The sequence below is a fragment of the Aequorivita sp. H23M31 genome (genome assembly GCF_004022485.1).
GTDB lineage: Bacteria > Bacteroidota > Bacteroidia > Flavobacteriales > Flavobacteriaceae > Aequorivita > Aequorivita ciconiae.
Genome location: NZ_CP034951.1, coordinates 2,108,890 through 2,121,770 on the forward strand (window position 1 = coordinate 2,108,890; position 12,881 = coordinate 2,121,770).

Below are 12,881 nucleotides of genomic sequence, written 5' to 3' on the forward strand. Positions count from 1 at the left end.
AAATTCTACATATCAAGCAAATAGGCGAATATTAATGGTGCAACAATTGTGGCGTCACTTTCTATAATAAATTTTGGAGTATCTATATCCAATTTTCCCCAGGTAATTTTTTCATTTGGCACTGCTCCAGAATAACTACCAAAACTGGTTGTTGAATCGCTAATTTGGCAGAAATAGCTCCAAAACGGAGTATCCGTGCGCTCAAGATCCTGATAAAGCATAGGCACAACGCAGATTGGGAAATCTCCCGAAATACCACCACCTATTTGGAAGAATCCAATTCCATTTTTCGAATTTTCTGTATACCAATCCGCAAGGAATGTCATATATTCAATACCACTTTTCATTGTGGAGGCTTTTAATTCTCCCTTAACTACGTAGCTGGCAAAAATATTGCCCATGGTACTATCTTCCCAACCCGGACAAATGATTGGAAGATTTTTTTCAGCCGCAGCATACATCCAGGAGTCCTTTAGATCAATTTCATAATGTTCCTCCATTACTCCGCTTAAAAGTAACTTGTACATATATTCATGCGGAAGATAACGCTCACCTTTTGCTTCAGCCTCCTTCCATATTTTTACGATATGCTTCTGTATTCTTCGGAAAGCTTCTTCCTCAGGAATACAAGTATCCGTAACGCGGTTTAAACCTTTTTCAAGCAAATCCCATTCATCCTGTGGAGTTAAATCCCTATAATGGGGTACACGTTTATAATGGGTATGGGCTACTAGATTCATAATATCTTCTTCCAAGTTCGCACCTGTACATGAAATTATTTGAACCTTATCCTGGCGGATCATTTCAGCGAAAATCTTACCGATTTCGGCAGTACTCATTGCACCCGCCATAGAAACCAGCATTTTGGAACCTTTTTGAAGTTGCGCCTCATATCCTTTTGCAGCATCGACTAGTGCCGCAGAGTTGAAGTGTAAATAATATTTTTCAATAAATTGGGAGATTGCTCCTTTGTTAGTACTCATCTTCTTCCGTATTAAATTTTGAATTTGCTTTTCTTCCTTCTAAGGTTGACGAGTTGAAATTGCTCTCATATTCATCCCCTTCCTCAGTACCCGCGAATTTATAGGTCAACATTTTATAATATAATTTTGCCGAAACAAAATCGGAAGCTTTTTCCATTTCATTGGGACAAAGCTCAACTATATCAAATCCTACCACATTTCTCTCCTCAAAAACTTGTTTAAGGAAATCGAGGGTTTCATACCAAAATAACCCTCCAGGTTCAGGTGTTCCCGTAGAAGGCAGAATTGAAGGATCGAATGCATCTAGATCGAATGTAATAAAAACATTCTCACCCAAAGATTCGATAACTTTATCTATCCAGTATTCGTCTTTTGCCATATCGTGGGCAAAAAACACTTTTTCCTCATCCATTACTAGATTTTCAGAAACGTCCATGCTTCTTATTCCCACCTGCACGAGATTGGTATTTTGGCTGGCTTCGTAAACCGCACAGGCATGGTTGCACTTTGTTCCTTCATATTCCTTTCTTAAATCTGCGTGAGCGTCAATGTGAAGAACGGTAAGATCGTCGAAACATTCATTGAAAGCACGAATAGAACCTATGGAAATACTGTGCTCTCCACCAAAAAGAGTGACAAATTTGTTACGTTTAATAAAATCTTTAGTAATCTTATGGACTTCGGCCACCATAGCTTCCGGAGACGAATTTTCAGTTATGGCATCTGCCAAATATACGCCCTGTTTGTAAACCTCAGTTCGCGTTTCAATGTCGTAAAGCTCCATATTCTCGGAGGCATCCAAAAAGGCTTCGGGTCCTTTGTCGGCCCCTTTTTGCCAAGTGCTGGTTCCATCGTAAGGAACCGGTATCAATACAATTTTTGAAGTTTCTAGGGCCGCATATTTTTGCGGGATTCCTGCGTACGTCTTAGTGCTCATAACCTAAAATGTTTAGCAATTGCTCGCTTGTTTGTTGTTCTGAAAAAAGTTTGGTTGTAATTTTATTATTTTTATCTCTATCGATCAAAATATGTTTTGGCTGCGGAATCAAACAGTGTTGAAGTCCACCAAAGCCTCCGATACTTTCTTGATAAGCACCGGTATTAAAAAAGCCAATATACAGTGGTTTCTCTTTTTTAAATTTGGGTAAATAAATAGCGGCCATATTCTGCTCACTATTGTAATAATCATCGCTGTCACAGGTTAATCCACCTAAAAGAACGCGTTCATATTCATCGTTCCAACGGTTAATGGGAAGCATAATAAACTTTTTACTAATTGCCCACGTATCGGGCAAGGTAGTAATAAACGAAGAGTTAATCATATTCCACTTTTCTCTATCGTTCTGCTGCTTCTGATAAAGAATTTCATAAATGGCGCCACCACTTTCTCCAACAGTAAAGCTTCCAAATTCAGTAAAAATATGGGGAACCGGCACATCTGCCTCTGCACAGGTTATACTTATTTGGTTGATTATTTCGTCAACCATGTACTGGTAGTCATATTCAAAATGCAATGAATTCTTTATAGGAAAACCACCGCCAATATTTAAACTATCCAACGAAGGACAAATCTTTTTTAACCGAACATAAACCTTTAAACATTTCACCAATTCATTCCAATAATAGGCAGTATCACGGATCCCCGTGTTGATGAAAAAATGGAGCATTTTAAGATCCACTCGATCATTATTCTTTATTTGATCCTCGTAAAATGGGATGATATTTTTGTATCCAATCCCCAATCGGGAGGTATAGAACTCGAATTTTGGTTCCTCTTCTGAAGCAATTCGAATCCCCACGCTAAAATGGTTTTCGATATTGTCCGTCAGTAAATCGATCTCTTCGTAATTATCGATTATAGGAATACAGTTATCGTGGCCGTTGTTTATTAACCGTGCAATATTCTTAATATATTGATCCCGCTTGAATCCATTACAGATTACATAGGTTTGGTCGGTAATCTTTCCAGTGGCTTTAAGGCTTTCAACAATATCAATATCAAAAGCCGATGAAGTTTCAATGTGGATATCATTTTTTAAAGCTTCATCAAGAACATGTTTAAAGTGGGAACTTTTGGTACAATAACAATAGCTGTACTTACTTTTGTAATTGTGTTTTTCAATTGCATTGTTAAACCATTGTTTCGCCAAATGGATATTCTCTGAAATTTTTGGTAAATAAGTGAATTTAAGGGGAGCCCCATATTTCTCCACCAATTCCATCATATCTACACCATGGAACTCAAGTCCATGGTCGCCCAAACGAAATTCTTCCTGTGGAAAATAATACGTTTGGTTTATTAGGTCTATATATTTAGTATTCATTCTATTGTTTTCGTTGAAAAGTGTAAATTAAAAAGCTCTGTTGAAAATTCCTCAAATGGGGAAGAGTATAACAAATAATTAACTTGAATTTAAATACGAATAGGCAAGGCTTTAAGAATGAAACTTCTGCCTTTTACCTGCAACCGGAAAGTTGATGGAAGAAAAAATGTGTTGTTCATTTAGAATTTTGTTTCTGAACCGAATTCAAAACCAACATTTTAAAATATATTATATATCTAATAATTTCTGTGCAAATGTGATAAAAATAATCCAATTATCTTTCAGTGTCCTATAACTTTTCACCGAAACCTAAAGCATACTGAAGAGGTTAAGTTCATTTTGGGTGAGATGCCTCCATCTCCCTCGTGGAAGATCCTTTTTTGTAAGCGGACCTAAAGTAACGCAATCCACTCGTACCACATCGTATTCCAGATTTTCAAAAATAGTGCGGATGATACTGTTGCCCGTATGTTTCATCTTTAGACCAATCTCGTTCTTAGGGGAATTGGTAACATAACTAATATCTTCAACGTGGATTTCCTTTCCATCAACCGTAAAGCCATCCCTTATCTTTTTAAGATGCTCCATTTTAAGGTTTTTATCCAACTCAATGTGAAAAAGCCGGGTAATTCCTTTTTTCATAAATTTTTGAACAAATTCGTCGTCATTGGTAAATAAAAGCAATCCTGTGGCATTTCTTCCCAAACGTCCAAAGGGTTTGATCTTGGCGGTAGTAGCATTGGCCACCAAATCCATTACCGTCATTCCCTTTGCGTTGCTGTCTGTTGTAGCAAATCCTTTAGGTTTGTTTAAAAGCACATAAGTATTTGGCTCAGGATTTAAGCGTCGTCCATCAAAGCGAACATCATCGCTTAATTGAACCTTATATCCCATCTCATTGACAACTTTACCATTTACCGTTACCAATCCTGTTGCAATATAGGTATCAGCTTCACGACGGGAACAGACCCCACTATTGGCAATATATTTGTTTAAGCGAATTCCATCCTGGGGATTGCTCCTTTTTACTTCCACCGCTGGTTTTTGGCGTCTTCCAATTTCCTTTCCGTCCTTATCGAACTTTAGTTTTGGCTTAGCTGAGGGTGATTTCGATTCTTTGGTTTTTGATGTACCTTCATTTTTTAAAGGCGCGTTACCACGAGCCATACTTTTCTTCCGTGCATTTTTTCCAGGCTTTTTGGAACCTCTTCCTCTATCAAAATTTTCTTCTGTGCTCATGGTTGCTTTTTTGGCAAAGGTAGGAAATGTAGCTTTAGTTTAGGGTTGCCCTAACCAATTTATAGCGAGACGTAAATAGAATTGAAATTATGGTTGAAATCCCCTGATAATTCCAATATTTCTTAAATCAAATGTAAATTAAACTTCCAATTCCCTTATATTTGATACTTTAGACATTCTAATTAAAAAATAAATCATGAAAATTTTTCGTCTTTTTTTTGTCAGTATTCTTTTACTCTCTCTTATTTCCTGTTCAAGCAGCGACGACAGCCCCTCTTTTGACGTCGTTGGAAGTTGGAAAATGACTCAAGGAACAATAGAACCCGGAACCTTTAATATGGATATGGGAGGAATTAGTGTTCCCATTGATATATCAGGCAATTTTGTGGAGATAGATGAAAACAATCGGATTAATTTTTTGTCGGACCACACCTTTACTTCACATTCAGGAACAATCGTTCTTGAAATTACCATGAATTTTATGGGAACATCGCAGACCGAGCGATTTGAAGAAAGCAATTTTTTTGGAGAAGGAACTTGGGAAATGAATGGAAATCAATTAAAGATAAAAAACAGCAACGGAACGACCATTCCATACCAACTAGAAAAAATTTCGGATAATGAAATAGAACTTTCAGGGAATGTCAAAGATATGGACATAGAGGAAGGCGGAGATGATCCGATGTTGGAAAGTTTGGATATTGTAGTAAAGATGAGGCTAAAAAGAGTTTAATAGATATCCAGTCGAAATCCATTTTTTAACTAAGGATCATATCCAGTATGGTTAGATAATCGGAGCGATTTGAAATGAAATCCATTTCTGTAATATCAATAATTTTTACTGTATCTGAGGGTTGCGATTTTATAAATTCCAAATAACCCGAATTTAGTTTCTCAAGGTATTCCTCAGGAATAGATTTCTCATAATCCCTGCCCCGCTTTTTAATATTTTCCAAAAGCCGATCCATGTTTTGGTATAAATACACATACACATCAGGACGCGGCAATTCCTTGTGCATTAATTGAAATAGCTTTCTATAAAGTACGAATTCTTCCTCGGGCAGGGTAATTCCGGCAAAAATTAAAGATTTATTGACGTCGTAATCGGCAATAACAGATTCTTTAAAAAGATCAAATTGGGTAATATCATCTACTAATTGTTGATAGCGGTCTGCTAAAAAGGACATTTCCAATGGAAAAGCGTATCGGGCAGCGTCTTTATAAAATTTCGGTAGAAAGGGGTTATCCTTAAAACGTTCCAAAATCAATTTTGAGTTGAAATCCTCTGCTATTTTGGTAGCCAAACTGGTTTTTCCTGCGCCAATATTTCCCTCGATGGCTATATATCGAAATTGTGAAATATTGTAATCTTGGATTGGATTTTTAAGCCATTTTTCCTGTTTAGAAATTTCACTTTCATCAGTATTTGCTTCTAACAAGTCCACAATGGTCCTTCCTAAACTTGGGTGGATAAAATTGGCGTCAATGTCAACCAGAGGTTGGAGCACAAATTTCCTATCTGTCATTCTAGGATGTGGAACAACAAGTTTTTCAGATGCTATTATCTGGTCATCAATAAAAATTATATCAATATCGATAGGTCTTGAGTTATATCCCGACGATTTTTTAGATTGCCTTCCTAAATGCTTTTCAATCTGAAGTACAGTTTTAAGAAGCTTTAAGGGTTTTAAGCTTGTGCGCATTAACATAGCACAGTTTAAAAAGGCCTCTCCGTCAAAGCCCATTGCCGGCGTTTCATAAATAGGTGAAATCTTTAAAATTGTTCCAACTTCCTGAAAAAGACAGTCCACTGCTTTTTGAAGATTGGAAAATCGATTACCCATATTGCTGCCCAGGGAAAGGTATATTTTATAGGGTTTTGGTTCGGTTTTCAAGTTTTAACATTTAAGACTAATTTAAGGAAAAGGAATAGACTTCCTCTTACATTTGCGCGCAGGAGCAAAAATATACCAAAAACGGCTTTTAAAAAGTAGTTTTTAAAAAGTATCGTAAGAGATTAGATTTAATTTATGAAAAAAGCATTAAAGATTATCGGGATCGTTTTCGGGATTTTAATTATCCTCTTGGTTACGGCACCTTTTCTTTTTAAGGGAAGTCTTGAAAAGATGCTCAAGCGGACCATTAATGAAAACCTTAATGCCACTGTAGAATGGGAAGATTTAGATTTGAGTCTATTCCGCAGTTTTCCAGATGCTTCTCTAAAATTGAGCAATTTTAGTGTAGTAAATAAAATCCCTTTTGAGGGCGACACTCTTGCCAGCGGAGAGTCTTTGAAATTGGATATGGGTATAATGCAACTATTTAAATCGAAGGATTTAAAAATAGATGCGGTACAACTTGATAAAGCCTTTATCAATATAAAGATTGATACTCTTGGAACAACCAATTATGACATTGCATTAAAGAATGAACCTGCCACTTCAGAAGAAGGTGAGGCAGGAGAAGTCTTTACTTTCGATTTAAAGAAATATGAAATCACCGATTCCCGCATTAATTATTTGGATGAGCAAAATAAAGTTTACCTAATCCTTACCGACGTTCAGCATAGTGGCCGTGGAGATCTATCTGAGGAAATCAGCAATTTGAATACCGAGACAAAAGCTTTTATTTCTTTTAAATATGATGACACCGAATATCTTACAAACAATAGAATTTCCCTGGATGCTATATTCAAACTGGATCTAAAGAACCAGAAATACGCTTTTCTGGAAAATGAAGCAAAAATCAATGATCTTCCTTTGACCTTTAATGGTTTTGTAAAAATAAACGAAACCAACAATCAAGTGGATCTGACCTTTAAGACACCATCATCGGATTTTAAAAACTTTCTTGCGGTCATTCCAGATGCCTATCTTAAACAAATAAGCGATGTAAAAACAACTGGCAACTTTACCGTTAATGGAATTTTAAAGGGAATTGTGGACGACACCCATATTCCAACCATGGATATAAAAGTAAGTAGTGATGACGCATCCTTTAAATATCCCGACTTACCCAAAACGGTGGATAAAATCACCATTGATGCCGAGTTGAAAAATGAAACAGGCCTCTTAAAGGATACCTATCTTAACATTCCAAAACTTACCTTCAGAATAGATGGGGAACCTTTCCGGATGAATGGGAATGTCAAAAACATGACTGAAAATCCTTTAGTTAACTTGGAAATGCAGGGAACATTAAATTTGGCAAATATTAAGCAAGTTCTTCCTTTGGAAATGGATCAGGACTTCAGCGGAATTTTCAAAGCTGATATTAACGCCCATTTTGATATGGAATCTGTAGAAAAAGAGCAGTATCAGAAAATGGATATAAGAGGAACTGCCAGCTTAACCAATTTTACTTATGACGCAGGTTTTAAAGATAAATTGAAAATTACAAATGCCAGTTTATCCCTCCATCCAGGAGCATTTACGTTAAAAGAATTGAACGCAAAAACAGGTAAAACGGATATAAAAGCCTCTGGCAATATTCAGAATCTGATTCCTTTTTTGATGAGCAAGCAGGAATTGAGAGGGCACTTCTCCCTTCAATCGAACGTATTTGATGTAAACGATTTTATGGTTTCGGAAGATAATACCGAGAAAGAAGGAGCTACCAAAAAACCTAACCATGAAATAAGTGCCCAAAATCCGGAAGCAATTAAAATTCCCGATTTTCTGGACGCAATCTTGGATTTTAACGCCAAAACTGTGATTTATGACAATCTTGAATTGAAGAATGCAAAGGGAACAGCCAGCATCCAAAATGAAAGAATTACGATAAGCAATTTCACTTCGGATATTTTTGGAGGAAATATTGCTCTTTCGGGAAATGTCTCGACGAAAGGGGAAGTTCCAACTTTCGCTATGAATTTGGATTTGAGCAAAATAGACATCACCCAATCCTTCGAGAAACTGGATATGTTTCAGTATCTCGTCCCTATTGCAAAAGCGCTCCACGGGAGTCTGAATACAAAATTTGAACTCAACGGGCAGTTAACTAAGGACCTCTCTCCTAATCTCTCTACTCTTGCCGGAACGGCAATTGCTGAGATACTTACCGCTGAAGTAGATCCTTCACAGACGCCTATACTTTCAGCTTTGGGAAATAAGATATCTTTTTTGAATCTGGATCGTCTTAGCTTAAGAGATGTAACAACGCACTTGACTTTCAATAATGGCAAGATTGAGGTAAAACCCTATCATTTCGACATTAAGGGAATTGATGTGGGCGTTGCGGGCACGCATGGCTTGGATAAATCGATCGATTATAACCTAACTCTCGACGTACCTGCCAAATATTTAGGAAGTGAGGTTACCAAATTACTTCAGAAGCTAGATCCCAAAGAGGCAGCCGCAATGAAAGTTGAGGTACCGATTGGACTTAAAGGTTCCTTTACAAATCCTACCATCTCCGTGAATACCGATAAAGCGATCAAGGAGCTAACACAGAAACTGATAGCAAAGGAAAAAGATAAATTGGTTGATAAAGGCACTGGATTTTTGGAGGAATTTCTGGATGGCAAAGTCAAAAAGGATAGCACAAAAACAAATGCAAATACGAATAACAACCAACAACAGCAGAACACAAAGCAACAGACGACTGAAAAAATAAAAGATATTTTTGACGGTATAATGAGCGGAAGAAAAAAGAAATCCGACACCACGAAAACTCCATAGTGATTAGTGAACAGGTATGGATTTACACAGTTTAAATACGCCCGTTAATTTACGGTAATAGATACTACACAGCCTTCGTTTGCCCGAACATTGAAAACTGTATTGTCCTCAAAAAGAAGATATTGACCTTTAATCCCTTTAAGAACCCCTTCATAAAAAGGGGTTTTCACAAGATTCAGGGGTTTTGGAACCGTAGGATACCTCAAGACAGGAAATTCCAAATGGGTTTCCAAATTGTTTTCCAAAAAATATTCACTCGCTTCTTCGGGAATAAATTGCTTTAGATTATTCCTCCAATCTACAAGATCCTCATCTTTTAAATCATTTTTCAGCATCATTCGCCAATTGGTCTTATCACTAATATGATTCTTTAAGGCCATTTCTACAATGCCGGCCAAATATCTGTTCGGAACTTCTACTATTTCAATAGCCTCATGTGCACCTTGGTCAATCCATCTAGTTGGTAATTGTGTTTTCCTTGTTACTCCCACTTTTATATTGCTGCTATTTGCCAAATAAACAACGTGGGGCCGCAACTGGATTCTTTTTTCATACTCCAGATCACGATCTTCGATTCCTAAATGTGCTTTACTCAATTCTGGGCTTATTATCCAAGCAGCAGTCTGGGGAGAATCAAAAAAGCAATCATAACAGAAACCTTGACGATATACTTTCTTCTGGAGATTGCAGTTCAAACATTGGTAACGTAGAAAATTGATACTAATTTTCTTATCCAACAGTTGGTTAACATGTAAAAAGTCATTTTCAAAAACAAGATAATACTGAATGGGCGAACCATTTTCAGTTTGCATTTTTGTTAAGACACCTTGGTAATTCATATTCAATCAATAACTACTTATTTAAAAAAATAGATTTTATCCCAAATTATTCCCGTTGGGAGCAAACCAAATTATTAGTCGGAATTTTTCGAAAGTCTTTCACGTACAGTTCTTTCCAAAAGTAAATATGAAGATGATTTGATACGTGGAAAATTGCTATTTTTATAGCATAAAGATACTGCAAAAACATGCCAATCCCCATTGTAAACTCTATTGCCTCTTGGTTTCTAAAGAAAAGGTTTCACCAGATAGACCTTTTTTTGAAGTACCCAATAGAAGTTCAGGAGGAATTACTTTTCACTTTACTTCAAAAAGCCAAATACACAGAGATTGGACGTCAATATGATTTTGGTTCGATCAGGACATACCGTGAGTTTGCATCTCGTGTTCCCATAACCACTTACGAGGAAAATGAAGCACAAATTGAACGTGCCCGGCAGGGAGAAGCAAACATCTTCTGGCCTTCCCCAATTAAATGGTTTGCAAAATCCAGTGGGACCACTAATGCGAAGAGCAAGTTTATTCCCGTTACCTACGATTCCCTTGAGGATTGCCATTATGCTGCAAGTAAGGATTTACTGTGCATGTACCTTAACAACAATCCGAATGCCAATCTATTCCTTGGAAAAAGCCTGAGGCTGGGTGGCAGCAAACAGCTTTATGAAGAAAACGGAACTGTTTTTGGCGACCTATCCGCCATCTTAATAGACAATATGCCGTTCTGGGCAGAATTTAGCAGTACTCCTAGCAACGAAATTTCCTTAATGGGCGATTGGGAAACAAAAATGCAGGCGATTGTCAACGAAACTATTAAAGAGAATGTAACTAGCTTGGCAGGTGTACCCTCCTGGATGTTGGTTTTGTTGAATCACGTAATGGAGACCACAGGGAAAAAGAATCTGTTTGAACTATGGCCCAATCTTGAAGTATATTTTCATGGAGGTGTAAATTTTGAGCCTTATATGGACCAATATAACAAATTGCTACCTAGGAGTGATTTTAGGTATTACGAAATCTACAATGCCTCCGAAGGTTTTTTTGCCATACAGGACAGGAATGAAAACAAGGAGTTATTGTTGATGCTGGATTATGGTATTTTTTACGAATTTATCCCAATGGACACTTACAATACTTCAGAAGAAAGGGTGATTCCTTTAAGTGAAGTGGAAGAAGGCCAAAATTACGCTCTCGTTATTACCACCAATGCTGGTCTATGGCGCTATAAAATTGGTGATACAATCCGATTTACCTCTCTTGATCCCTTCCGTATTAAAGTTACAGGTAGAACGAAACATCACATCAATGTTTTTGGTGAAGAATTGATAATAGAAAATGCTGAGGAAGCCTTACGAAAAGCTACCCAACTGACAAATTCTGAAATTGTGGATTACACCGTAGCTCCTATTTTTATGAACGGAAGGGAAAAAGGTGCTCACGAATGGATAATCGAATTTAAATCGCCTCCGAAAGATCTTTTGACTTTTACCCAAATTTTGGATTCGGCTTTGCAGGAAGTTAACAGCGATTATGAAGCCAAGCGTTTTAACAACACAACCTTAAACATCCTAACAATCCATACTGCAAGAGAACGACTTTTCTATGATTGGTTAAAAGAAAAAAACAAACTTGGCGGACAACATAAGGTTCCCCGCTTATCCAATACAAGAAATTTCCTGGAGGAATTACTCGTTCTCAATAAAAGTTAAAACTTTTAATTCCCAATTAATTTTTAAAAACTAAAAATCGGATAGGGTACATTTGTAAGGCATCCGATTAAGATGTATCTTTGGGGTATGTGGAAAATTGATCTAACATATAGAGAAACACTTCAAACTACGCTCGATAGATTATTTGAAAAGAAGAATACGCTTCAAAATCATCGTCCTTTGTCCGGCGTAGCCTTGCAGCAGATTATTGAAACCCTTTCTATTGAATGGACCTACAATAGCAACAGCATAGAAGGAAACACCTTAAGCCTGCGGGAGACCCAAATGGTGCTTCAGGAAGGAGTTACTATTTCAGGGAAATCACTTCGAGAACATTTTGAAGCCGTTAACCATCAAACCGCGCTCCGGTATCTTTATGGGTTGGTAGCTAAGAACAATCCCATCTCTAGTAACGATATCCTTGATCTACACGCCCTAGTTCTTCGAAATATAGAAGATGATTTTGCAGGAAGGTTACGGAATGCAGGGGTAAGGATCGCTGGGGCCAATTTTACCCCGCCAAACGCCCAAAAAGTTTCAGATCTTTTGGACGAGCTTATATTATTCGTTAATGAAAATCCTTCAGGATTAAACATCATCGAACTCGCCACTGTTTTTCACCATAAGTTCGTATGGATACATCCATTCTTTGATGGTAATGGCCGTACTGTACGCTTGGCAATGAATCTTTTATTGATGAAGGAAGGATTTCCGCCGGCAATTATTTTAAAAAATGATCGCGCTAAATATTATGCAGGTTTAAATAGCGCTAATAAAGGAAATTATAAAAAACTAGTCCTATTGATGGCACAAGCACTGGAACGAAGCTTAAATATTTATCTCTCTGCTTTTCCAGGAAATACTGCAGAATATACAGAAATTTCAAATTTGGTAAAAGAAGCAGACCTTCCCTACGGGCAGGAATATATAAGCTTACTTGCGCGTCAAGGTAAAATTGACGCCCATAAAGAAGGAAGAAATTGGTTTACTACTAAGGAAGCAGTAGAAGAGTATGCTAAAAAGCAAAATCACAAATCAACAGCATAGCTGCTTTAAACTATAAAAACAAAAAACCTCGGGATCATCCGAGGTTTTAGATTTTATAAAGGGA

At 37.1% G+C, this 12,881-nt stretch carries 10 protein-coding genes; 4 read left to right on the forward strand and 6 right to left on the reverse strand.

What is annotated here, in order from left to right:
• Window positions 1–5: 5 nt before the first annotated feature.
• The 4 genes from EI546_RS09240 to EI546_RS09255 all read right to left on the reverse strand — a co-directional run bounded on the left by EI546_RS09240 (window position 6) and on the right by EI546_RS09255 (window position 4,546).
• Window positions 6–983 (reverse strand): deoxyhypusine synthase family protein, encoded by a 978-nt coding sequence (locus tag EI546_RS09240; RefSeq protein WP_128250275.1) that lies wholly within the window; start codon window positions 981–983, stop codon window positions 6–8.
• Window positions 973–1,920: an agmatinase gene (gene speB / locus EI546_RS09245; protein WP_128250276.1), complete on the reverse strand. Its 948-nt coding sequence runs from the start codon at window positions 1,918–1,920 to the stop codon at window positions 973–975. Before speB ends, EI546_RS09240 begins: the two co-directional genes overlap by 11 nt.
• Window positions 1,910–3,307, reverse strand: a complete 1,398-nt coding sequence (locus EI546_RS09250; protein ID WP_128250277.1) for an arginine decarboxylase — start codon at window positions 3,305–3,307, stop codon at window positions 1,910–1,912. The genes speB and EI546_RS09250 overlap by 11 nt, the downstream gene beginning before the upstream one ends.
• A gap of 309 nt (window positions 3,308–3,616) precedes the next feature.
• Window positions 3,617–4,546, reverse strand: a complete 930-nt coding sequence (locus tag EI546_RS09255; RefSeq protein ID WP_128250278.1) for a pseudouridine synthase — start codon at window positions 4,544–4,546, stop codon at window positions 3,617–3,619.
• Window positions 4,547–4,742: 196 nt separating this feature from the next.
• On the opposite strand from EI546_RS09255, the gene EI546_RS09260 reads away from it, so the two are divergent.
• Complete coding sequence (locus EI546_RS09260) at window positions 4,743–5,279, forward strand: lipocalin family protein (protein ID WP_128250279.1); 537 nt, start codon at window positions 4,743–4,745, stop codon at window positions 5,277–5,279.
• Window positions 5,280–5,304: 25 nt separating this feature from the next.
• On the opposite strand, the gene folK is transcribed toward EI546_RS09260, so the two are convergent.
• Window positions 5,305–6,441 carry a 2-amino-4-hydroxy-6-hydroxymethyldihydropteridine diphosphokinase gene (gene folK / locus EI546_RS09265; RefSeq protein WP_128250280.1) on the reverse strand — a complete coding sequence of 379 codons (1,137 nt, stop codon included), beginning with the start codon at window positions 6,439–6,441 and terminating at the stop codon, window positions 5,305–5,307.
• 135 nt (window positions 6,442–6,576) lie between these two features.
• Here folK and EI546_RS09270 point away from each other — a divergent pair, with 135 nt between their 5' ends.
• On the forward strand, window positions 6,577–9,225 hold the full coding sequence (locus EI546_RS09270) for an AsmA-like C-terminal region-containing protein (protein WP_128250281.1): 2,649 nt from the start codon (window positions 6,577–6,579) through the stop codon (window positions 9,223–9,225).
• Between the two features lie 44 nt (window positions 9,226–9,269).
• On the opposite strand, the gene EI546_RS09275 is transcribed toward EI546_RS09270, so the two are convergent.
• Window positions 9,270–10,064: a DUF2797 domain-containing protein gene (locus tag EI546_RS09275; RefSeq protein ID WP_128250282.1), complete on the reverse strand. Its 795-nt coding sequence runs from the start codon at window positions 10,062–10,064 to the stop codon at window positions 9,270–9,272.
• Window positions 10,065–10,252: 188 nt separating this feature from the next.
• Here EI546_RS09275 and EI546_RS09280 point away from each other — a divergent pair, with 188 nt between their 5' ends.
• Both EI546_RS09280 and EI546_RS09285 read left to right on the forward strand, forming a co-directional pair.
• A complete protein-coding gene (locus EI546_RS09280; RefSeq protein WP_128250283.1) occupies window positions 10,253–11,770 on the forward strand; it encodes a GH3 auxin-responsive promoter family protein in 1,518 nt (505 codons plus the stop codon).
• 87 nt (window positions 11,771–11,857) lie between these two features.
• A complete protein-coding gene (locus EI546_RS09285; RefSeq protein WP_128250284.1) occupies window positions 11,858–12,817 on the forward strand; it encodes a Fic family protein in 960 nt (319 codons plus the stop codon).
• Window positions 12,818–12,881 lie beyond the last annotated feature (64 nt).